The organism is Streptomyces nodosus, assembly GCF_008704995.1.
GTDB classification, from domain to species: domain Bacteria; phylum Actinomycetota; class Actinomycetes; order Streptomycetales; family Streptomycetaceae; genus Streptomyces; species Streptomyces nodosus.
The window spans coordinates 2,183,867-2,206,050 of sequence record NZ_CP023747.1 but is presented as its reverse complement, the minus strand read 5'-3'; the positions used below and the strand labels follow the sequence as shown (position 1 = coordinate 2,206,050).

Genomic DNA, 22,184 nt, shown 5'->3' with positions numbered 1-22,184 from the left:
CCCTTGTGCTACGCGCGTCCGGAACTCCTGCCTCAGGTGTTCGGGTGGGGGAGCGGGTGTGCGTGCGCACGCAACGCCGAAGGCCCGGGCCGCCGGAGAACATCCGGCGGCCCGGGCCTTCGGTGCGAGCGTCAGGCCTTGTGCAGGCGGAACGTCAGGGTGAGGGACTCGTCGGTGAACGGCTCCCCGTAGGTGCCGTCCGCCTCGCCCTGGGCGAAGTCCGTCGCGAGGACCTCGTCGGCGATCAGACCGGAGTGCTCGCTCAGGGCCGCGATGACCGCCGGGTCCGTCGCGGTCCAGCGGAGCGCGATGCGGTCGGCGACGTCCAGGCCGCTGTTCTTGCGGGCCTCCTGGATCAGCCGGATCGCGTCCCGGGCGAGGCCCGCCTGCCGCAGCTCCTCGGTGATCTCCAGGTCCAGGGCCACCGTGGCCCCCGAGTCGGAGGCCACCGACCAGCCCTCGCGCGGGGTCTCCGTGATGATCACCTCGTCGGGGGCCAGGCTGATCGTCTCGCCGTCGACCTCCACCGATGCCGTGCCCTCGCGCAGCGCCAGGGACAGCGCCGCCGCGTCGGCGCCGGCGACGGCCTTCGCCACGTCCTGGACGCGCTTGCCGAAGCGCTTGCCCAGCGCACGGAAGTTCGCCTTGGCCGTGGTGTCGACGAGCGAGCCGCCGACCTCGGAGAGCGACGCCAGCGAGGAGACGTTCAGCTCCTCGGTGATCTGTGCGTGCAGCTCCGGGTCCAGCGACTCGAAGCCGGCCACCGCGATCAGCGCCCGGGACAGCGGCTGGCGGGTCTTGACGCCCGACTCCGCGCGGGTGGCGCGGCCCAGTTCGACCAGGCGGCGCACCAGCGTCATCTGCTTCGACAGTTCCGGGTCGACGGCGGAGAGGTCCGCCTCCGGCCAGGACGACAGGTGCACCGACTCGGGGGCGCCGGGAGTCACCGGTACGACCAGGTCCTGCCAGACCCGCTCGGTGATGAACGGGGTGATCGGCGCCATCAGCCGGGTGACCGTCTCCAGGACCTCGTGCAGGGTGCGCAGCGCGGCCTTGTCGCCCTGCCAGAAGCGGCGACGAGAGCGGCGGACGTACCAGTTCGACAGGTCGTCGACGAAGGCCGACAGGAGCTTGCCGGCGCGCTGGGTGTCGTAGGCCTCCAGCGCCTCCGTCATCTGGTCGGTGAGCGCGTGCAGCTCGGACAGCAGCCAGCGGTCCAGGACCGGGCGGTCCGCCGGGGCCGGGTCGGCCTCGCTCGGCGCCCAGTGGGAGGTACGGGCGTACAGGGCCTGGAAGGCGACCGTGTTCCAGTAGGTCAGCAGGGTCTTGCGGACGACCTCCTGGATGGTGCCGTGGCCCACCCGGCGGGCCGCCCAGGGGGAGCCGCCGGCCGCCATGAACCAGCGCACCGCGTCGGCGCCGTGCTGGTCCATCAGCGGGATCGGCTGGAGGATGTTGCCCAGGTGCTTGGACATCTTGCGGCCGTCCTCGGCGAGGATGTGGCCCAGACAGACCACGTTCTCGTACGACGACTTGTCGAAGACCAGGGTGCCGACCGCCATCAGTGTGTAGAACCAGCCGCGGGTCTGGTCGATGGCCTCGGAGATGAACTGCGCCGGGTAGCGGCTCTCGAACAGCTCCTTGTTCTTGTACGGGTAGCCCCACTGTGCGAACGGCATCGAACCCGAGTCGTACCAGGCGTCGATGACCTCCGGCACCCGGGTGGCCGTTCCCTCGCACTGCGGGCAGGCGAAGGTGACCTCGTCGATGTAGGGGCGGTGCGGGTCCAGCTGCGACTGGTCGGTGCCGGTCAGCTCGGTCAGCTCCGCGCGGGAGCCGACGCAGGTCAGATGGCCCTCCTCGCAGCGCCAGATCGGCAGCGGGGTGCCCCAGTAGCGGTTGCGGGACAGCGCCCAGTCGATGTTGTTGGTCAGCCAGTCGCCGTACCGGCCGTGCTTGACGGTCTCCGGGAACCAGTTGGTCTTCTCGTTCTCCCGCAGGAGACGGTCCTTGATGGCCGTGGTGCGGATGTACCACGACGGCTGCGCGTAGTAGAGGAGCGCGGTGTGGCAGCGCCAGCAGTGCGGGTAGCTGTGCTCGTAGGGGAGGTGCCTGAAGAGCAGGCCGCGCTGCTGGAGGTCCTCGGTGAGCTTTTCGTCCGCCTTCTTGAAGAAGACGCCCCCGACCAGCGGGACCTCCTCCTCGAAGGTGCCGTCGGGGCGTACCGGGTTGACCACGGGCAGGCCGTAGGCGCGGCACACCTTGAGGTCGTCCTCACCGAAGGCGGGGGACTGGTGGACCAGACCCGTGCCGTCCTCGGTGGTGACGTACTCCGCGTTCACCACGTAGTGGGCGGGCTCCGGGAACGGAACGAGCTCGAACGGGCGCTGATAGGTCCAGCGCTCCATCTCGGCGCCGGTGAAGGTCTCGCCGGTCGGCTCCCAGCCCTCGCCCAGTGCCTTGGCGAGGAGCGGTTCGGCGACGACGAGCTGCTCCGCGCCGTCCGTCGCGACCACATAGGTGACCTCGGGGTGCGCGGCGACCGCGGTGTTGGAGACCAGCGTCCAGGGGGTCGTCGTCCACACCAGGAGCGAGGCCCGGCCGGCCAGCGGACCGGAGGTGAGCGGGAAGCGGACGTAGACCGAGGGGTCCACGACCGTCTCGTAGCCCTGTGCCAGCTCGTGGTCGGAGAGGCCGGTGCCGCAGCGGGGGCACCAGGGGGCGACGCGGTGGTCCTGCACCAGCAGGCCCTTGCCGAAGATCTCCTTGAGCGACCACCAGACCGATTCGACGTACTCGGGGTCCATGGTCCAGTAGGCGTCGTCGAGGTCGACCCAGTAGCCCATGCGGGTCGTCAGCTCGGCGAAGGCGTCGGTGTGGCGGCCCACGGACTCGCGGCACCTGGCGTTGAACTCGGCGATGCCGTACGCCTCGATGTCCTGCTTGCCGTTGAAGCCGAGCTCCTTCTCGACCGCCAGCTCCACCGGGAGGCCGTGGCAGTCCCAGCCGGCCTTGCGGCCCACGTGGTAGCCGCGCATGGTGCGGAAGCGCGGGAAGACGTCCTTGAAGACGCGCGCCTCGATGTGGTGGGCGCCCGGCATGCCGTTGGCGGTGGGCGGGCCCTCGTAGAAGACCCACTCGGGGCGGCCCTCGGACTGCTCCAGGCTCTTGGCGAAGATCTTCTGCTCGCGCCAGAAGTCGAGCACGGCGTGCTCGAGCGCGGGCAGGTCGACCTGGGCGGGCACCTGGCGGTACTGCGGCTCTGTGTTCAACGAGCTTCCTCCGGCGGACGTGCTGCCTTCCGTCGGAGGGACGAGAGCCGGGGGATTCGTGCATTCCCCGCACGCCGTGTGCGGCGCGCTCCCGCGGTACCACCCTCCTTGGCTCCCCGGTGGCGTCGTACGCTCCGGTGAGCCCCCTCATTGGGTTCGCGATGCCGGTTCTACGGCCCCTGGCTCGGTGCTGGGGGCTTTCTTCCGGCGGCTCCGGGGTGATCTTCACATCGCGCTGGCCCCCGGGCTCACACCGTCCCCGGGTCGCTCATGGCTGCGTACGGCGCTACTCGTCCCCATCCACGCTTCTCGCTCCGCCCAGTGTACGGCGCCCCGTGGATCGCGGCGGACCGGTTTTCTTCGTCCAGGTCATCCCGGGGGCGCCGGGCCGGGGTGACCCGAATGGCGCGGTGCCGGTGTCGGCGTCCCTGGAAGCGGGGTGCGACGGATTACCGGGCGGAGAGCTGGGCACAACGGAGGGAGGCTCGCCGTGCGGCACGCGTGTGGCGGGCGAATCGTAGGCGTGCCCCGTTGCCGCGGGCCGGAAGTCGATTTATCGTCCCAGCACGATTCGCGCGCGAGTTCACAGAGGGTGAAGGGGCCGCGGCCATGAGGGCGAAGAAGATCGCCGTACAGCAGTCGGCGTCCGGAGGATCCGCGGGTGCGGGTGCCGCCGGCGGTATGGCGGCCGGAGACGTCAACGGGGCGCGGACGGCCCACGCCGCCGCGCGGCCCACCGTGGGGTCGGTGCGGACGCGGGGCACGGCCTCGGCGACGGCCCGGAAGGGCAGGCCGGGGGCCGCCCGGAAGGGGACGGCCGTGCCGGCTGCCGCACGGCGGAGAAGCGCGAGATCGGAGGCCGCCCCGACGGCAGAGGCGGCCCGCGGGAAGACCTCCGGCACAGGGAAGACGGCGGAGAGGTCTCGCCCCGGCAGGGCGACGGCGAAGAAGGCCTCAGCCACGGCAGCGGAGCGTGAGTCTGCCCTGACAGGGAAGAAGGCCGGCGCCGGGACGGCGAAGAAGGCGGTCGCCGACAGGACGGCGGCGAAGGAGAGCCCCTCCGGGAGCGCGGCAGGAAAGAACGCCCGGAAGGGGAAGACCACGGGCCGGAAGGCCGCTGCCGAGAGGCCGGCGGGCAAGGGTCTCTCGGTGGGGCCAGCCGCTGGGGAAAGGGCTGCCGTCGAGGAGACGACGGTGGGGAACCCTGCCGCCGGGAGGGCGGCGGGGAAGAAGAGCTCCGGCGGGAAGACGGCGGTCGGGAAGCCTCTGCCCGAGAAGCCGACGGCGAAGAAGGCTGTTGCCGAGAAGACGGCCGAGAAGAAGCCTTCCGCCAGGAAGGCCGTGGCCGGGACGGCCTCGCCTCGAAGGGCGTCCGGGAAGAAGACCTCTGCCGAGGAGCCAGTGGCTCGCGAGGCTGCCGCCGGCGCGGCGGGTGTCGAGGCTTCGCCGCGCAAGGCGGCGGGGAAGAAGGCCGTCGGTGAGAAGGCGGTGGCGGGAAAGTCTTCCCCCGGGAAGGTGGCGGCCAAGAAGGTCGCGGCCGGGAAGAAGTCATCTGCCACGGGGACGGTGACTGAGGAGGCCGGGGCGGGGCGGCCTCGTAAGGCGGTCGGGAAGGAGCCTTCTGCCGGGGAGGAAGTGTCTGGCGAGGCTGTCGTCGAGGCGGGTGCTGAGGCTTCGCCGCGCAAGGCGGCCGGGAAGAAGACCTCTGCCGGGGATGCAGTGGCTCGCGGGGCTGTCGCCCGGGCGGCGGGTGCTGAGGCTTCGCCTCGTAAGGCGGCGGGGAAGAAGGCCTCTGGCCGGGAGATAGCGGCGGGGAAGGTTTCGTCGCGCGAGGCGGTGGCGAAGAAGGCGGCGGGGAAGAAGAGTTCCGCCGGGAAGCCGGCTTCGGCCGAGGCGGCTGCCGGACCGAGCGGTGCCGCGAAGGGCGGCACCACGAGAAGCACCCTCACCCAGCGTGCGGCCGGGAAGCGCCCCGCCGAGAAGGCGGGCGCGCGACGGGCCGCGAAAAAGACGGGAGCCACGACGGTGGTTGCGAAGAAGACTCCTGGCACGGCCACGGCGGCGAAGGACTCCGGCACGGTCCCCCAGACACGGCTGGTCGCGGCGGGGCCCGGCGAACTGGCGGTGCGCCCCGGCGAGACCCCCTGGACCCCCGAGGAGGTGTCCGAGGCGCGCGCGGAGCTCCAGTCCGAGGCGACTCGGCTGCGCGGTGAGATCGACGCGTCCGAGCAGGCGCTGGTCGGTCTGATGCGTGACTCCGGGGACGGGGCCGGCGACGACCAGGCCGACACCGGCACCAAGAACATCACGCGCGAGCACGAGATGGCGCTCGCCGCCAATGCGCGCGAGATGCTCGAACAGACCGAACGTGCCCTGGGGCGCCTCGACGCCGGCACCTACGGACTGTGCGAGAGCTGCGGCAATCCCATCGGAAAGGCGCGAATGCAGGCCTTTCCGCGCGCCACCCTGTGCGTGGAGTGCAAACAGAAGCAGGAACGCCGTCAGTGATCCCGTCCTGGACACCGGACAGGGACATGCGGTGTCGTAGTCTCGTCCTCAGTCAGGCACCTAGGTTGAGGGACTCACGTTGACAGAGGCGGAGCGCATCATCGGTACGCCGGATATCCCGGACGCGTCCGGGCCCGGACCGGAGCAGTCCGACGAGCGGGTCCCGGCCGAGGGCCCCGGCGCGGCGGGGACGGGAGCCGTCACCGCCGAGCGCCCCCGGGGCAAGCGCCGGATCGCGGTGCTGTTCGCGGTCGCCGTCTTCGCCTACGCCCTCGACCTGGTCAGCAAGCTGGTCGTGGTGGCGAGGCTGGAGCACCACACGCCGATCCGGATCATCGGGGACTGGCTGAAGCTCGAGGCGATCCGCAACCCGGGTGCGGCCTTCGGCTTCGGAGAGGCCTTCACCGTGATCTTCACGATGATCGCCGCCACCGTGATCGTGGTGATCGCCCGGCTCGCCCGCAAGCTCTACAGTCTGCCCTGGGCGATCGCGCTCGGTCTGCTGCTCGGCGGCGCCCTGGGCAACCTCACCGACCGGATCTTCCGCTCGCCGGGCGTCTTCCAGGGCGCGGTGGTCGACTTCATCGCGCCCAAGGGCTTCGCCGTCTTCAACCTGGCGGACTCGGCGATCGTCTGCGGCGGTGCCCTGATCGTGCTGCTCTCCTTCCGCGGTCTCGACCCGGACGGGACGATCCACAAGGACTGAGGGGCCGGGAGGCTCGTACGGCGCTGTCTCACCCGTCCGGCATACTCGACGGGTGAGCACCCTTCCCGAGATCCGTACCCTGCCCGTGCCCGACGGCCTGGAGGGCGAGCGCGTCGACGCCGCCATCTCCCGCATGTTCGGCTTCTCCCGTACGAAGGCGGCGGAGCTGGCCGCCGCGGGCAAGGTGCTGGTCGACGGCACGGCCGTGGGCAAGTCGGAGCGGGTGCACGGCGGCGCCTGGCTCGAGGTGGAGATGCCGCCGGCGCCCGCCCCGGTGCAGGTGGTCGCCGAGCCGGTCGAGGGCATGGAGATCGTGCACGACGACGAGGACGTGCTCGTGATCGTCAAGCCGGTCGGCGTCGCCGCCCATCCGTCGCCCGGCTGGTCGGGCCCGACCGTGATCGGCGGTCTCGCCGCCGCCGGATACCGCATCTCGACCTCCGGTGCCGCCGAGCGTCAGGGCATCGTGCACCGTCTGGACGTCGGCACCTCGGGACTGATGGTGGTCGCCAAGTCGGAGCGCGCCTACACCTCGCTCAAGCGGCAGTTCAAGGAGCGCACGGTCGACAAGCGCTACCACACCCTGGTCCAGGGTCACCCCGATCCGACCAGCGGCACCATCGACGCGCCCATCGGCCGCCACCCCACCCATGACTACAAGTGGGCGGTCACGGCCGAGGGCAAGCCCTCCGTCACGCACTACGACCTCATCGAGGCGTTCCGTTCGGCCTCCCTGCTCGACGTCAAGTTGGAGACCGGGCGCACCCATCAGATCCGGGTCCATATGGCCGCCCACCGGCACCCCTGCGTCGGCGATCTCACCTATGGCGCGGACCCGACGATCGCCAGGCGGCTCGGCCTGACCCGGCAGTGGCTGCACGCCGTACGGCTGGGCTTCGAGCACCCCGGCGACGCGCAGTGGGTGGAGTTCGAGAGCGCCTACCCCGCCGACCTGCAGAAGGCGCTGGACACGGTGCGTGAGGAGAGCTGGTCATGAGCGCCCCGTACCGCGTGCGGGTCGCGGCGGACCTCGCCGACCGTGAGGCGTGCTTCCGGGTCCGCAAGGAGGTCTTCGTCGGCGAGCAGGGTGTTCCCGAGGACATCGAGTACGACGCCCATGACGCCGACGCCGTGCATGTGCTGGCCCTGCGGGAGGACGGCGTACCGCTCGGCACCGGCCGGCTGCTGTCCGGGGAGGCCGCCGCGGCCAGGAACGGCGGGGACCCCTCCGTGGGCTCCCTGGGCCGGCTCGCGGTGACCCGGGAGGCACGCGGCCTCGGTATCGGCGCGGCGCTCGTACGGGCGATCGAGGACGCGGCACGTGACCAGGGTCTTTCGGCGGTGGACCTGCACGCCCAGACACATGCGCTGGGGTTCTACGAGTGCTTGGGCTACCGGGCGTACGGGCCGGAGTTCCCCGACGCGGGGATACCGCACCGGTCGATGCGCCGCGCTCTGTGACCCGCCCCGGGGCCCTGTGACCGGGAGGGTGACGCTGCCCCGCTCATGACCGGGGCGGAGGCGTTCGCGGTGACCGGAGGCGCCGGAGGCCCGTCGGCGGGGTGGCATGGCAGGCTGGAAACCGCCCGTGTCGAACGCCGAACCCTCCGGAGCGCTGACCGTGGAACAGCTGGCCCTGTTGCTCGTGCTGTTGCTCGGGGCCCTGGTGAGCGTCCCGATCGGGGACCGGTTCGGGGTACCGGCACCGGTGTTGATGACCCTGCTCGGTATCGCGCTGGCCCTGCTCGACTTCGTGCCCCAGGTGAACATCCCACCCGGGCTGATCCTGCCCGCGCTGCTGCCGCCCCTGCTGTACGCCGCGGTGCGCCGCACCTCCTGGCGGCAGTTCACGGCCAACAGACGGCCGATCTTCCTGCTCGCCGTGGCCCTGGTGTTCGTCACCACCGTCTGTGTGGCCGCCGTCGCCCACACCGTGGTGCCGGGACTGACGCTCGCGGCGGCGGTCGCGCTCGGCGCGCTGGTCGCGCCGCCCGACCCGATCGCGGCCACCGCCGTCGCGGGACAGCTCGGGCTGCCCCGGCGGCTGGTGTCGATCCTGGAGGGTGAAGGCCTGTTCAACGATGTGACGGCGATCGTGCTCTACCACATCGCGATCGCCGCCGTGGTCACCGGGACGTTCTCGCTGCCCGGGGCCGTGCTGGAATTCCTGCTCTCCGCGGTCGTCGCCCTGGTCGTCGGGGTCGCGCTCGGCTGGGTCGCCGACAAGCTGATGGACCTGCTCGCCGACGCCACCCTGCAGGTCGGTCTGACGCTGCTGGTGCCCTATGTGTCCTATGTCCTGGCGGAGCGGCTGCACGGCTCCGGGGTGCTGGCGGTGCTCGTCACCGCGCTGTTCCTGGCCGAGTACGCCACCGACCCGGACGATGTGCTGATGCGGCTCGCCGGACACACCTTCTGGGACGTGGTGGACACCCTGGTCACCGGGGTCGCGTTCGGGCTGATCGGGCTGGAACTGCACCATGCGATCCGGACGGCGTCCGGGCGCTGGGGCGAGATGCTCGGCTGGGCCGCCGCGGTCGTGGCCGTCGTGGTGCTCGTCCGGCTGGTGTATCTGCTGCCCGCGACCTGGCTGACCAAGCGGCTGCACGCCCGGCGGGACCACGACGAGGACATCCCGATGACCTGGCGGGAGACCGTCGTGATGTGGTGGTCCGGGATGCGGGGTGTGGCCTCGGTGGCGCTGGTCCTGGCCATCCCGCTCAGGACGCAGGACGGGGCGCCCTTCCCCGACCGGGACGAGATCGTCTTCATCGCGTTCGGGGTGATCATGGCGACCCTGGTGCTCCAGGGCCTGACGCTGCCCTGGCTGGTGAAGCGGCTGGGGGTGCAGGCCGACACGGAGGTCGAGCAGGAATTCGAGCGGGCGCTGGCGATCCGCGCGGCCAGGGCGGCGAAACAGCGGCTGAAGGAGATCGAGGCGGCCGAGGAACTGCCGGAGGAACTGTCCGAGCAGTTGGTGCGGCGGGCCTTCGACATCGGGGTGCGTATCAGCCCCGAACTGGGGGACGAGGAGCGGCGCGAGGCACACCGGCAGCGCGTCACCCGGCTGAAACGGCTCCGCCGGATCCAGGGGGAGATGCTCAGCGCGGCACGGCAGGAGGTGCTGGCCGCGCGCAGCGAGGCGGGGGCGGACCCGGAGATCGTCGACCGGGTGCTGCGCCATCTGGATGTGCGCAGCCTGCGCTGAGCCGCCGTCCCTCCCACAGGCCCGGGAGCCCGCCGGTTCACCCGCTCGGAAAGGCCCGCCGAGCCAACCGTCCCGCCGGCCGCCGCCTTTGTACGATGCGGATCATGGCGCGCAATGTGGTGATCAGCGGCGGCGGTACGGGCATCGGGCTCGCGACGGCGCGGGTCTTCGCCGCGGACGGCGACCGGGTGCTGCTCCTCGGCCGGCGGGCGGAGGTGCTGGAGCGGGCCGAGGTGCCGGGAGCGCTCACCCATGCGGCCGACCTGAGCGATCCGCACGCCGTGCACGGAGTAGCCCGCCATGTGGCCGACACCTTCGGCACCGTGGACGTCCTGGTCAACGCCGCGGGCGGGGCCATGGGTCCGGCACCCGCGACCGGCGCCGAGGACCGGCTGGAAGCCGTCGCCCGGACCTGGACCGCCGCCTTCGGGCGCAACACGCTGACCGCGGCCCTGCTGACGGAGGCGGTGCGCGACCGGCTCGCCTCCCCCGGCGGGCGGGTGCTGTTCCTCAGTTCCGTCGCCGCCCTTCGCGGCTCGGGCAGCGGGGCGTACGGGGCGTCCAAGGCCGCACTGCACCCGTACGCCTTCGACCTGGCCCGGGAGCTGGGCCCGCGCGGGGTCACGGTGAATGTGGTCGCCCCCGGCACTGTCGAGGACACCGGGTTCCCCGGTGCGGGGACGGACCCCGCGCGGCGCGACCGGCCGGCCGCCGAGACCTCGACCGGCCGCGCCGGCACTCCCGGAGACATCGCCCAGACCCTGCACTGGCTGGCCTCCCCGGGAGCCCGACACATCACCGCACAGGTCATCCGGGTCGACGGCGGTGCGGAGCAGGAACGCTGAAGGACCGGCGGCTCAGCCCCGGCCCGCCCGCCGCGGCTGGAACGGCCGGCGGGCCGCGCCGTCGGGCGACAGCTGTCCGTTCCCGTTCCCGTTCACCGGCAGCGCCGCGTCCGCCGTGTTGACCCTCGGCAGCGCATAAGGGTGCTCCTCGGCCAGCCAGCGGATCATCTGCTCGCGGACCGTGACCCGGACCGTCCAGATGTCGCTCGCGTCCTTCGCGGTCACCAGCGCCCGCACCTCCATGGTGCTGGGCGTGGTGTCGGTGACGGCGAGCGTGTAGTCACGGCCGTCCCACGCCGGGCACTCACGCAGGATGTCGCGGAGCTTGTCGCGCATCTCCCCCAGGGGCGCCGAGTGGTCGAGATGGAAGAAGACGGTGCCGCTCATCTGCGGGCTGCCGCGCGACCAGTTCTCGAACGGTTTCGAGGTGAAGTACGACACCGGCATGGTGATCCGGCGCTCGTCCCAGGTCCGTACCGTCAGAAACGTCAGCGTGATCTCCTCGATGGTGCCCCATTCCCCGTCCACCACGACCGTGTCGCCGAGCCGCACCATGTCGCCGAAGGCGATCTGCAGTCCGGCGAAGAGATTGCCGAGGGTGGACTGCGCGGCGACACCGGCGACGATGCCGAGGATGCCGGCCGAGGCCAGCAGCGAGGCGCCGGCCGCCCGCATCGCGGGGAACGTCAGCAGCATGGCGGCCACCGCGACCACGCCGACGACCGCTGCCACCACCCGTGTGATCAGCGAGACCTGGGTGCGCACCCGCCGGACCCGGGCCTGATCGTGATGGGCGCGGGCATAGCGGCTGTACGAGGCCTCGACGACCGCGGAGGCGATATGGATCACCGTCCAGGCGGTGGAGCCGATCAGCACCAGCGTCAGGGCCCGTCCGACGCCGACCCGATGGGCCTCGATCAGCTGGGCCTGGTCGTAGGAGCCTCGCAACAAGCCCGCGCACAGGACGAGTTGATAGGGGACACGGCCACGGCGAAGCAGCTGCCACAGGGGCGTCTCCGGGTCCCGCTGATGCGCCTTGCGCAGCAGGAGGTCCGTGACCCACCCGAGGACCAGGGTGAGCACGACCGAGCCGCCGACGACGATCACCGGGCGCAGGACGTTCTCCATGCCCTCGAACGTAACCGGCTGACGCCGTCATGAACATGTGACCTGGATCCCCCGGGGAACCCGCTGCCCACGGCGCTGTCGGTGCCGGCTGGCACCATGGCCCCATGAACATCATGCTCTTCCACTCGACATACGGACTGCGGCCCGCCGTCCGGGCGGCCGCCGACCGGCTGCGCGCCGCCGGGCACGAGGTGTGGACGCCCGACCTGTTCGACGGCCGCACCTTCGAGACCGTGGAGGAAGGCAGGGCGCTCAAGGAGGAGATCGGGAAGGACGAGATGCTCAGACGGGCCGTTCTGGCCTCCGCGCCGTACTCGGGGCGCGGGCTGGTCTATGCGGGGTTCTCGTTCGGCGCCGCCACCGCGCAGACCCTGGCGCTCGGCGACCGGCACGCGCGCGGACTTCTGCTGCTGCACGGCACCTCGGACCTCGCCTCGAACGCCTCGGTGGACGGGCTGCCGGTCCAGCTGCATGTCGCCGAGCCGGACCCGTTCGAGCCGGACGACTGGCTGAGCGCCTGGTATCTGCAGATGGGCAGAGCGGGCGCGGATGTGGAGGTCTACCGGTACCCGGGAGCCGGGCACCTCTACACCGACCCCGAGCTGCCGGACTACGACGAGGAGGCGGCCGAGGCGACCTGGCGGGTGGCGCTCGGCTTCCTCGACAGCCTGTAGCCGGTCGCACGGATACCGGGCAAGAGCGGGCGAACGCATCCACGTTCGCCCGCTCCGGTGGCCGGTGGCCGATGGCGGGCGGTCGCCTAGGGCGCCCGCCCGCCGGGATCAGGCCTTGAGCGCCGCGTCGATGGCCGCGGTGTACTCGTCCACCGACATCGGTGCGTTCTGGCTGCCGGGCGCGGTCACCTTCTTGCCGTCCATGACCAGGCTCGGGGTGCCCGTGACATCGTCCTTGTTGGTGTCGAAGGCCTTCGACATCGCCATCGCCCAGGCGTCATAGGTGCCGTTCTTCACGTCCTTCTGGAACGAGGCGTTCTTCTTGAGGGCGGGAACCGTGTCGGCGACCTTGATCAGGTAGGCGGTGTCCTTGAAGGTGTCCTCGGTCTCCTCGGGGTGCCACTTGGCCGAGTACAGCGCGCCCTTGTAGTCGAGGAACGCCTCCGGGCTGACGTTCAGCGCGGCGCCCAGGGCGCTCAGCGCCGTCCTGGAGCCCTCGCCCCGGGTGTTGGTGTCGATGAACGTGCCGCCGACGAACTGGAGGTTGAACTTGCCGTCGTCGATGTCCTTCTTCACGCTGGGGCCGACCACCTGCTCGAACTGGGCGCAGATCGGGCAGCGCAGGTCCTCGTAGACCTTGAGGGTCTTCTTGGCGCTGCTCTCGCCGATGACGACGGTGGTGCCGTCCTTGCCCGTGGTGTGGGCCGGGGCGACGACCTTGTCGCTCTTGGCGGCCTCCCAGTGGTCCGGCTTGTTGTTCTGCACGACGGCGTAGCCGATGCCGCCGGCTATGGCGAGGGCGGCCACGACCGAACCGGCGACCACCAGCTGCCGCTTGACCTTGTCGCGCTTGGCCTGCCGCTCGCGTTCCAGACGCAGCCGCTCACGGGCTGCCGTCTTCGAGACCTGGTTGTTCCGCTTGCTCATGGGTGATCTCCATGGGGACGCACGCACACGTGGTGCGCGGGGGTGAAGGGGGTCCGTGCTCAAAGGGCGCGTCTTCGGCCGAAGGCGATCCTCAGCCGAAGGCCGGCGAGCACGGCGGACCCCGCCGCCCCAGGGAGTGCACCAACAGGCGGGTGCGGGAGGCGATGACATGAGGGACCGGGCGCGGGGCCCGGCGCACCGGAGCGATCCGCACCGTCACCGCGGCGACCGCCACCAGCAGCGGCCGGAAGGTGGTCGCGGCCACCGCGCGCAGCAGCTGGGCCAGTGCCCGCTCGCCGCGGCGCAGCCAGGCGGCGGCGAGGAGCCCCACGCTCACATGGGCGGCCAGCAGCAGCCAGGCGGTCGAGGGGCCGGCGTGCGTCAGGAGCACCGCGACCCGGTCGGTGTCGGTGCCGGCGGCCCGGGCGAGCGGGGTGCCCACACCGCCGCCGCTGCACAGGACGTCCAGGCCGACCGAGCGCAGCGGACCGGCCACCGGGCCGCCGGCCGCGCCGTAACAGGCGTGCTGGCCCGTGGTGAACACCGTGTCCGCCGCCAGCTCCAGCGGAACCAGCAGGACGGCGATCCTGCCGAAGCCGCGCTCGCCGTCGGCCAGCGCATAGGCGACGACGAAGACGGCGGCGGCCACCGCGGCCACCGTCCCCATCGGCAGCGGGACCTCGGACAGCAGCACATGCGACGCGGTGCTGAGCGTCACGACCAGCGCCGTGAACAGCGCCGCGCGTACGGCTCTGAGCTGGGTCCCGGATATGTCCATGGCGTGGAGAGTGTCCCATGCGCTCCCGTAAGGGGCCCTTAAAGGGTCGCCAGGTGTGACGGGAACGTTGTGGGAGCGCGGTCGGGGACGGACCGGAGGCCGGGGATCCGTCCGGAACGGAACAGATCCACGAAGATCCGGTGATCGGCGCGCGCCCGGGCCCCGTAGGCGTGGGCGAAGTCCACCAGCACCTCCGCGAAGCCGTCCTCGTCGGCGGCGATCGCCGCGTCGATGGCCCGCTCGGTGGAGAAGGGGACCAGGGACTCGCCGGACCGGTCCTCCGCCGCCGCGTGCATCGCGGCCGTGGCGCGGCCCAGGTCGGCGACGACCGCCGCGATCTCCTCCGGGTCGTCGATGTCGCTCCAGTCCAGGTCGACGGCGTACGGCGAGACCTCGGCCACCAGTTGGCCCGAGCCGTCCAGCTCGGTCCAGCCCAGCCAGGGGTCGGCGTGCGCCTGGAGGGCGCGCTGGGAGACCACCGTGCGGTGGCCCTGGTGCTGGAAGCGGTCGCGGATCGCCGCATCGGTGATGTGCCGGGAGACGGCCGGGGTCCTGGCCCGTCTGATGGAGATCACCACATCGTCCTCCAGGGCGTCGCTGGGACCTTCGAGGAGGATGTCGTACGAGGGCAGGCCCGCGGAGTCGAGAGCGATGCCTCGGCGGCCGACGACGTCCTTGACGCGGTAGGAGTCCGGGCGGGTCAGGGACGACTCGGGCAGCGTCTCCAGATAGCCGTCGAAGGCCGCGAGCACCTTGTAGCGGCCCGCCGCGTCCAGCTCCACGGAGCCGCCGCCCGGGGCGAAGCGGCGTTCGAAGTCACGGATCTCGGTCAGGGAGTCCAGCAGCCCGGAGCGGGTCCCCGAGCGGGCGTCGCGCAGCGTGTCCAGGAGCGGGCCCTGGGCGGTGTCCAGGGTGAAGGGAGGCACCTCGTCGCTCTTGGCGCCGGTCGCCAGCGCATGGATGCGCTCGCGGTACGCCGTCGCATAGAGGCCGACCAGCTCGCCGATCTGTTCGTCGCTGAGCGCCTTCTCGTATCCGAGCAGCGCCAGCGAGGCGGCGAAGCGCTTCAGGTCCCAGGTGAAGGGGCCCACATAGGCCTCGTCGAAGCCGGTCGCCCGGAAGACCAGCCGGCCCGTGGCGTCCATGGAGGTGCCGAAGCTCTCCACATGCAGGTCGCCGTGGATCCACACCCGCGAGGTGCGGTCGTCCAGATAGGGACCGCCGCGCTTCTCGCCGGCCAGGTCGTGGAAGAAGAGGCACGGCGTGCCCCGGTAGAACGCGGAGGCGGAGGCGGCCATCCTGCGGAACGTCACGAGGACCGCGGCCGGGTCGGCGGCGAGCAGTTCGCCGAAGCCGGTGTCGAGGACGGAGAGGATCTCCTGGCCGCGTTGCTCGGCGCTGAGCTGCGGAACCGACATCGCTGGGTGCCTCCAGGTGCAGGTGGTGCGTCAGAGTGGAACGATCTTCCGTGCTGTTCCAACGGACGACGGTACGCGGGAGTGCCCGGGGGGCCCGTACGGAGACACGGGCGCCGGGGGCGTCCCCGGTCCGTCCCTCCGTCACCCGGCCGCTCCTTCCCGGACGTGTCTCAAAGGCATGGTGTCCGGGCGTCCGACCGTGCCGGGGGCATAGACTTCGACGCTGTCCCCCGGGCTGCGCGCAGCCCTCCGGACCCCCCTCGGCGCCCGCCTCTCGAGGAGGCGCCGGGCACCCCGCCCACTCGCCCATGGAGGCCGCAACCGTGTCCAAGCCGCCGTTCACGCACCTGCACGTCCACACCCAGTACTCGCTGCTGGACGGTGCCGCGCGGCTGAAGGACATGTTCAACGCCTGCAACGAGATGGGCATGACGCACATCGCCATGTCCGACCACGGCAACCTGCACGGGGCGTACGACTTCTTCCATACCGCGAAGAAGGCCGGGGTCACCCCGATCATCGGGATCGAGGCGTATGTCGCCCCCGAGTCCCGGCGCAACAAGCGCAAGATCCAGTGGGGCCAGCCGCACCAGAAGCGGGACGACGTCTCCGGTTCCGGCGGTTACACCCACAAGACGATGTGGGCGGTGAACAGCACCGGGCTGCACAACATCTTCCGTCTCTCCTCGGACGCCTACGCCGAGGGCTGGCTCCAGAAGTGGCCCCGGATGGACAAGGAGACGATCGCCCAGTGGTCCGAGGGCATCGTCGCCTCCACCGGCTGCCCGTCCGGGGAGCTCCAGACCCGGCTGCGTCTCGGCCAGTACGACGAGGCCCTGAAGGCGGCCGCCGACTACCAGGACATCTTCGGCAAGGACCGCTACTTCCTGGAGCTGATGGACCACGGCATCGACATCGAGCGCAAGGTCCGCGACGGACTGCTGGAGATCGGCCGGAAGCTGGGCATCCCGCCGCTGGTCACCAATGACTCGCACTACACCTACGCGCACGAGGCGACCGCCCATGACGCCCTGCTGTGCATCCAGACCGGCAAGAACCTCTCCGACCCGGACCGCTTCAAGTTCGACGGCACCGGCTACTACCTGAAGTCCACCGAGGAGATGTACGCCATCGACTCCTCGGACGCCTGGCAGGAGGGCTGCGCCAACACGCTCCTCGTCGCCGAGATGGTCGACACCACGGGCATGTTCGTCGAGAAGAACCTGATGCCGAAGTTCGACATCCCCGACGGCTACACGGAGATCACCTGGTTCAAGGAGGAGGTCCGCCGCGGCATGGAGCGCCGCTTCCCCGGCGGCATCCCCGAGGACCGCCAGAAGCAGGCCGAGTACGAGATGGACGTCATCATCTCGATGGGCTTCCCCGGCTACTTCCTGGTGGTCGCCGACTTCATCATGTGGGCCAAGAACAACGGCATCGCGGTCGGTCCCGGCCGCGGCTCCGCGGCCGGCTCGATCGTCGCCTACGCCATGGGCATCACCGACCTCGATCCGATCCCGCACGGCCTGATCTTCGAGCGGTTCCTCAACCCCGAGCGCATCTCGATGCCCGACGTCGACATCGACTTCGACGAGCGCAGGCGCGTCGAGGTGATCAGGTATGTGACGGAGAAGTACGGCGCCGACAAGGTCGCCATGATCGGCACGTACGGCAAGATCAAGGCCAAGAACGCGATCAAGGACTCCGCGCGTGTGCTGGGCTACCCGTACGCGATGGGCGACCGGCTCACCAAGGCGATGCCCGCCGATGTCCTCGGCAAGGGCATCGATCTGGACGGCATCACCAACCCCTCGCACCCGCGCTACAACGAGGCGGGCGAGATCCGGGGGATGTACGAGAACGAGCCGGACGTGAAGAAGGTCATCGACACCGCCAAGGGCGTCGAGGGCCTGGTCCGGCAGATGGGCGTGCATGCCGCCGGCGTGATCATGTCCAGCGAGACCATCACCGAGCATGTGCCCGTCTGGGTCCGGCACACCGACGGCGTGACCATCACGCAGTGGGACTACCCGAGCTGCGAGTCGCTCGGCCTGCTGAAGATGGACTTCCTCGGCCTGCGCAACCTGACGATCATGGATGACGCCGTCAAGATGGTGAAGTCCAACAAGGGGATCGACATCGATCTCCTCAGCCTCCCGCTGGACGACCCCAAGACCTTCGAACTGCTCCAGCGCGGCGACACACTCGGTGTGTTCCAGTTCGACGGCGGCCCCATGCGCTCGCTGCTGCGCCTGATGAAGCCCGACAACTTCGAAGACATCTCGGCCGTGTCGGCGCTCTACCGTCCCGGCCCGATGGGCATGGACTCGCACACCAACTACGCGCTGCGCAAGAACAAGCTCCAGGAGATCACGCCGATCCACAAGGAGCTCGAGGAGCCCCTCGAGGAGGTCCTCGCGGTCACCTACGGCCTGATCGTCTACCAGGAGCAGGTGCAGAAGGCCGCCCAGATCATCGCGGGCTACTCGCTCGGCGAGGCCGACATCCTCCGCCGCGTGATGGGCAAGAAGAAGCCCGAGGAGCTGGCGAAGAACTTCACCATCTTCCAGGCCGGTGCCCAGAAGAACGGCTACAGCGACGAGGCCATCCAGGCCCTGTGGGACGTGCTGGTCCCCTTCGCCGGCTACGCGTTCAACAAGGCCCACTCGGCCGCGTACGGCCTGGTGTCGTACTGGACCGCCTATCTGAAGGCCAACCACCCCGCCGAGTACATGGCCGGACTGCTCACCTCGGTCAAGGACGACAAGGACAAGTCGGCGGTCTACCTCAACGAGTGCCGCCGCATGGGCATCCGGGTGCTCCCGCCCAACGTCAACGAGTCCCAGTCCAACTTCGCCGCCCAGGGCGACGACGTGATCCTCTTCGGGCTCTCCGCGGTGCGCAACGTCGGTACCAACGTCGTCGAGTCGATCATCAAGTCCCGCAAGGCCAAGGGGAAGTACGCCTCCTTCCCCGACTACCTCGACAAGGTCGAGGCGGTGGTCTGCAACAAGCGCACCACCGAATCGCTGATCAAGGCCGGCGCCTTCGACGAGATGGGGCACACCCGCAAGGGCCTCACCGCGCAGTACGAACCGATGATCGACAATGTGGTCGCGGTCAAGCGCAAGGAGGCCGAGGGGCAGTTCGACCTCTTCGGCGGCATGGGCGAGGAGGAGAACAGCGAGCCCGGCTTCGGCCTCGACGTCGTCTTCACCGACGAGGAGTGGGACAAGACCTATCTGCTCGCCCAGGAGCGGGAGATGCTCGGTCTGTATGTCTCCGACCATCCGCTCTTCGGGCTGGAGCATGTCCTGTCCGACAAGGCCGACGCGGGCATCTCCCAGCTCACCGGCGGTGAGCACGCGGACGGCGCGGTGGTCACCATCGGCGGCATCATCTCGGGCCTCCAGCGCAAGATGACCAAGCAGGGCAACGCCTGGGCGATCGCCACCGTCGAGGACCTCGCGGGCTCGATCGAGTGCATGTTCTTCCCGGCGACCTACCAGTTGGTGTCGACCCAACTCGTCGAGGACGCGGTGGTGTTCGTCAAGGGCCGCCTCGACAAGCGGGAGGACGTGCCGCGGCTGGTCGCCATGGAGCTTCAGGTGCCGGACCTCTCGGCCGCGGGCACCAACGCGCCGGTGGTGCTCACCATCCCGGCGATGAAGGTCACCCCGCCGATGGTGAGCCGTCTCGGTGAGATCCTCAGCCAGCACAAGGGCGACAGCGAGGTGCGGATCAAGCTCCAGGGGCCGAGCAGGACCACCGTGCTCCGGCTGGACCGGCACCGGGTCAAGCCGGACCCCGCGCTCTACGGCGACCTGAAGGTCCTGCTCGGCCCGTCCTGCCTGGCCGGCTGAGCACGCGCGGACGACGATCACGCGAGGGGCGCACCCACCATGCGGGTGCGCCCCTCGGTGCGTACCCGGGCTCAAGGAGCCTGGTACGGGCCTCAGTTGTGGCCGAAACGCTTCTGCTGTCTACGAGCAGCACCGGAAGAGCCGCCCTGGGACTGCGGCATCGGGGACTGGTGCGTCTCCTGTGCGGTCCGCTGCTCCTGCGCCTCTTCGGGCTGCGCGGAGCGGTTCTGCGAGCTGCCCTGCTGCTTGCGGTTCTTGTTCTTGGCCATGGTGATGCCTCCTGTGGGGGATCTAGGGGCCAGGGCCGGGACCAGATTCACATAGGCTGATAAAGAACGCATTTCGTGCAATCACGTTGCGTGACAAAGGCAGTGGGAGGGCTGTACGGTGCCTCGCCACGCCGAAGATCGAGTCCGGGCCGTTAACCTCCCCGCGGTCGGGCAGACTCGAAGGAAGCCCGAAGCAAACCTCCCGGGAAGAGGGTGGATCGCGTGGACCGCTGCATCGTCCTGGTGGACGCCGGGTACCTGCTCGGGGCAGCCGCCAGTCTGCTCGCCGGGGAGCCTTCGCGGTCCCGGATCACCGTCGACCACACCGCCCTCGTCCAGGGGCTGCGCGAGCGCGCCGAGGCGGACACCGAACGGCCGCTGCTGCGCATCTACTGGTTCGACGGCGCCCCCGACCGGGTGCCGCAGCCGGAGCACCGGCGGCTGCGGGTGATGCCCCGGGTGACCGTGCGGCTGGGCGCGCTGACCCGCAGCGACGGGCGGTGGGCGCAGAAGGGCGTCGACGCCGCGATGCACGCCGAACTGACCGAACTGGCCCGCAACCGGGCCTGCTCGGACGTGGTGCTGGTCACCGGGGACGGGGACCTGCTGCCGGGCATGATGGCCGCCAAGGAGCACGGGGTCGCCGTGCATCTGTGGGCCGTGCAGGCCGCGGACGGCGACTACAACCAGTCCGAGGACCTGGTGGCCGAGGCCGACGAGCGGCGGGTGCTGGACCGGACGTGGATCACCCAGGCCGTCCGCGCCAAGGAGCCGGGCGGGGTGTGCGCGCCCCCGCCGGTGCCCCGGCCGGAGATCGCCGCGATCCTGTCGGCGCCGCTGCCCGAGCCGTCGCTCCCGGCCGCGACCGATGTGCCCGCCGCGGAGCCGGAGCAGGTCCCGGGCGCCGTCGCACGGGGTGGGCCCCAGGAGCGGGGGCAGGCCCCCAAGGGCGTACCGACACCGAAGGACGTGGCGGCGCTACGGGCCCCCGGGGCGCAGTCCGTGCACCAGCCCGCCGGGGCGACGCTGCGGTGGTCCTCCGACAAGGGCTGGGTCGACCGGCCCGTCGCGGCCGAGACCACGGAGGCCGCCTCGCTGCCGACGCTGGCGCAGTTGACCACCGCGGAGCAGCGGTGGGCCGACCGGGAGGAGGACATCACCACGGTCGGCGGCGACCCCTACGAGGTGGGGGAGGTGTTCGCACGGCGCTGGACCGGCCGGCTCACCGATCCCGCGCACTTGCAGCGGCTGTCGGGCATGTATCCACGGGTGCCGCACCGCATCGACGGGGAACTGCTGCGTTACGCCGCGCGCTTCGGGCTGCTCGCGCACAAGGACGACCAGATCGACGAGCAGGACCGCTATGCGATCCGGGCCGGATTCTGGCGCGAGATCGACCAGCGGACGGCGACACCGCACACCCCGGTGGGAAACTGACAGCTCGGGCATCGCCCGACCGGGGGACCCCGGTCGGGCGGAAGAGCCCCGCGCGGTGCCGTGGGCCGGCGGGGGCCGGCCGGGCCCCGGGAGCCGCCCGGCGGGCGGCCTCCCGTACCCTCGTCCCTTGTGAATACGCGCACCGCACAGGCACAACCGCAGGGTGGGCGCGTCGTGTGCGCCGTGCGCGGGCTGACCAAGACCTATCCGGCGGTGCGAGGCCGGCGTGGTACGCCCGGGACGCCCGAGGTGCGGGCCACCGACGACGTACGGCTGGACATCCGACGGGGTGAGATCTTCGGGCTGCTGGGCCCCAACGGGGCCGGCAAGTCCACCCTGGTACGCCAGCTCACCGGGCTGATGCGGCCCGACCGGGGCAGCGTGGAGATCCACGGGCACGACATCGTGCGCCATCCCGAACGGGCCGCCCGGATCCTGGCCTATCTGGGGCAGGAGTCCACCGCCCTCGACGAGCTGACCGTCTCCCTCGCCGCAGAGACCACCGGGCGGCTGCGCGGCCTCGGTCTGCGGCAGGCGCGCGAGGAGAGGGACGCCGTCCTCGACGAACTGGGGCTCACCCCGATCGCCGCACGGCCGCTCAGAAGGCTCTCCGGCGGTCAGCGCCGGCTCGCCTGTGTCGCGGCCGCGCTGGTGGGGGAGCGGCCGCTGCTGGTGCTGGACGAGCCGACCACCGGGATGGACCCGGTCGCGCGGCGGGCCGTGTGGGCCGCGGTGGACCGGCGGCGGGCCGAGCGCGGGACGACCGTGCTGCTGGTCACCCACAACGTCATCGAGGCGGAGACCGTCCTCGACCGGGTCGCCGTCCTCGACCGGGGGCGTGTGATCGCCTGTGACACCCCCGCCGGGCTCAAGGAACGGGTCGCGGGCGAGGTACGGGTCGAACTGGTGTGGCGTGAGCGGGCACCGCTGGAGGTCCCCGAGGTCGCGGCGCTGCGCGCCCGGGCCGTGGAGTCCGGGCGCCGCTGGTCGCTGCGGATGGGCCCCGAGGAGGCACGCGCCGCCGTCGCCACCGTGACCGGCGGTGCCGCCTTCGCCGCTCTCGACGACTTCACCCTGGCCACCCCCAGCCTGGAGGACGTCTATCTGGCGCTCGGCGGCAGCACCCAGGGGCTGGTGAAGGCATGACGGCG

The 22,184-nt window shown here is 71.0% G+C and carries 16 protein-coding genes; 10 read left to right on the top strand and 6 right to left on the bottom strand.

The features are described 5' to 3' along the window. Positions 1–131: 131 nt before the first annotated feature. On the bottom strand, positions 132–3,272 hold the full coding sequence (gene ileS / locus CP978_RS10060; RefSeq protein WP_174498618.1) for an isoleucine--tRNA ligase: 3,141 nt from the start codon (positions 3,270–3,272) through the stop codon (positions 132–134). 609 nt (positions 3,273–3,881) lie between these two features. Between ileS and CP978_RS36210 the strand changes: the two genes are divergently transcribed. The 6 genes from CP978_RS36210 (at position 3,882) to CP978_RS10025 (ending at position 10,539) form a co-directional block, all read left to right on the top strand. Then, complete coding sequence (locus CP978_RS36210) at positions 3,882–5,780, top strand: TraR/DksA C4-type zinc finger protein (protein WP_311775012.1); 1,899 nt, start codon at positions 3,882–3,884, stop codon at positions 5,778–5,780. A 79-nt stretch (positions 5,781–5,859) separates the two neighbouring features. Beyond that, positions 5,860–6,486: a signal peptidase II gene (lspA, locus tag CP978_RS10045; protein ID WP_043439547.1), complete on the top strand. Its 627-nt coding sequence runs from the start codon at positions 5,860–5,862 to the stop codon at positions 6,484–6,486. A gap of 52 nt (positions 6,487–6,538) precedes the next feature. Then, the gene (locus CP978_RS10040) at positions 6,539–7,483 is read left to right on the top strand and encodes an RluA family pseudouridine synthase (protein ID WP_043439544.1); all 945 of its coding nucleotides are present in this window, start codon (positions 6,539–6,541) and stop codon (positions 7,481–7,483) included. After that, on the top strand, positions 7,480–7,947 hold the full coding sequence (locus CP978_RS10035) for a GNAT family N-acetyltransferase (protein ID WP_043439542.1): 468 nt from the start codon (positions 7,480–7,482) through the stop codon (positions 7,945–7,947). The genes CP978_RS10040 and CP978_RS10035 overlap by 4 nt, the downstream gene beginning before the upstream one ends. 160 nt (positions 7,948–8,107) lie before the next feature. Then, entirely contained in the window at positions 8,108–9,694 is a 1,587-nt protein-coding gene (locus tag CP978_RS10030; protein ID WP_043448357.1) for a Na+/H+ antiporter, read from the top strand. 104 nt (positions 9,695–9,798) lie between these two features. Next, positions 9,799–10,539 (top strand): SDR family NAD(P)-dependent oxidoreductase, encoded by a 741-nt coding sequence (locus tag CP978_RS10025; RefSeq protein WP_043448355.1) that lies wholly within the window; start codon positions 9,799–9,801, stop codon positions 10,537–10,539. Positions 10,540–10,551: 12 nt separating this feature from the next. Here CP978_RS10025 and CP978_RS10020 read toward each other — a convergent pair whose 3' ends face one another. Continuing rightward, complete coding sequence (locus CP978_RS10020) at positions 10,552–11,667, bottom strand: mechanosensitive ion channel family protein (protein WP_043439541.1); 1,116 nt, start codon at positions 11,665–11,667, stop codon at positions 10,552–10,554. Between the two features lie 104 nt (positions 11,668–11,771). On the opposite strand from CP978_RS10020, the gene CP978_RS10015 reads away from it, so the two are divergent. Beyond that, positions 11,772–12,341: a dienelactone hydrolase family protein gene (locus CP978_RS10015; RefSeq protein ID WP_043439540.1), complete on the top strand. Its 570-nt coding sequence runs from the start codon at positions 11,772–11,774 to the stop codon at positions 12,339–12,341. A 108-nt stretch (positions 12,342–12,449) separates the two neighbouring features. Here the strand turns inward: CP978_RS10015 and CP978_RS10010 are convergent, their stop codons facing one another. The 3 genes from CP978_RS10010 to CP978_RS10000 form a co-directional block, all read right to left on the bottom strand. Beyond that, the gene (locus CP978_RS10010; RefSeq protein WP_043439539.1) at positions 12,450–13,268 is read right to left on the bottom strand and encodes a thioredoxin domain-containing protein; all 819 of its coding nucleotides are present in this window, start codon (positions 13,266–13,268) and stop codon (positions 12,450–12,452) included. 91 nt (positions 13,269–13,359) lie between these two features. Beyond that, a complete protein-coding gene (locus CP978_RS10005; protein WP_043439537.1) occupies positions 13,360–14,046 on the bottom strand; it encodes a hypothetical protein in 687 nt (228 codons plus the stop codon). Positions 14,047–14,084: 38 nt separating this feature from the next. After that, positions 14,085–15,464 carry a DUF2252 domain-containing protein gene (locus CP978_RS10000; protein WP_052454070.1) on the bottom strand — a complete coding sequence of 460 codons (1,380 nt, stop codon included), beginning with the start codon at positions 15,462–15,464 and terminating at the stop codon, positions 14,085–14,087. A gap of 323 nt (positions 15,465–15,787) precedes the next feature. On the opposite strand from CP978_RS10000, the gene dnaE reads away from it, so the two are divergent. Beyond that, complete coding sequence (dnaE, locus tag CP978_RS09995; RefSeq protein ID WP_043448351.1) at positions 15,788–19,327, top strand: DNA polymerase III subunit alpha; 3,540 nt, start codon at positions 15,788–15,790, stop codon at positions 19,325–19,327. A 92-nt stretch (positions 19,328–19,419) separates the two neighbouring features. Here dnaE and CP978_RS09990 read toward each other — a convergent pair whose 3' ends face one another. Continuing rightward, on the bottom strand, positions 19,420–19,596 hold the full coding sequence (locus CP978_RS09990) for a hypothetical protein (RefSeq protein ID WP_167748029.1): 177 nt from the start codon (positions 19,594–19,596) through the stop codon (positions 19,420–19,422). Between the two features lie 222 nt (positions 19,597–19,818). On the opposite strand from CP978_RS09990, the gene CP978_RS09985 reads away from it, so the two are divergent. Together CP978_RS09985 and CP978_RS09980 are read left to right on the top strand one after the other, a co-directional pair. Next, complete coding sequence (locus CP978_RS09985) at positions 19,819–21,033, top strand: NYN domain-containing protein (RefSeq protein WP_043448349.1); 1,215 nt, start codon at positions 19,819–19,821, stop codon at positions 21,031–21,033. A gap of 174 nt (positions 21,034–21,207) precedes the next feature. Further along, complete coding sequence (locus CP978_RS09980) at positions 21,208–22,179, top strand: ABC transporter ATP-binding protein (protein WP_043439534.1); 972 nt, start codon at positions 21,208–21,210, stop codon at positions 22,177–22,179. Positions 22,180–22,184: the final 5 nt, after the last annotated feature.

Bases quoted from the DNA above. Each gene is read 5' to 3' on its own strand.
- CP978_RS10020 (WP_043439541.1), bottom strand. From the start codon at position 11,667: ATGGAGAACGTCCTGCGCCCGGTGATCGTCGTCGGCGGCTCGGTCGTG.
- CP978_RS10015 (WP_043439540.1), top strand. From the start codon at position 11,772: ATGAACATCATGCTCTTCCACTCGACATACGGACTGCGGCCCGCCGTC.
- CP978_RS10010 (WP_043439539.1), bottom strand. From the start codon at position 13,268: ATGAGCAAGCGGAACAACCAGGTCTCGAAGACGGCAGCCCGTGAGCGG.
- CP978_RS36210 (WP_311775012.1), top strand. From the start codon at position 3,882: ATGAGGGCGAAGAAGATCGCCGTACAGCAGTCGGCGTCCGGAGGATCC.
- CP978_RS10000 (WP_052454070.1), bottom strand. From the start codon at position 15,464: ATGTCGGTTCCGCAGCTCAGCGCCGAGCAACGCGGCCAGGAGATCCTC.
- CP978_RS10005 (WP_043439537.1), bottom strand. From the start codon at position 14,046: ATGGACATATCCGGGACCCAGCTCAGAGCCGTACGCGCGGCGCTGTTC.
- CP978_RS10035 (WP_043439542.1), top strand. From the start codon at position 7,480: ATGAGCGCCCCGTACCGCGTGCGGGTCGCGGCGGACCTCGCCGACCGT.
- CP978_RS09990 (WP_167748029.1), bottom strand. From the start codon at position 19,596: ATGGCCAAGAACAAGAACCGCAAGCAGCAGGGCAGCTCGCAGAACCGC.
- CP978_RS10025 (WP_043448355.1), top strand. From the start codon at position 9,799: ATGGCGCGCAATGTGGTGATCAGCGGCGGCGGTACGGGCATCGGGCTC.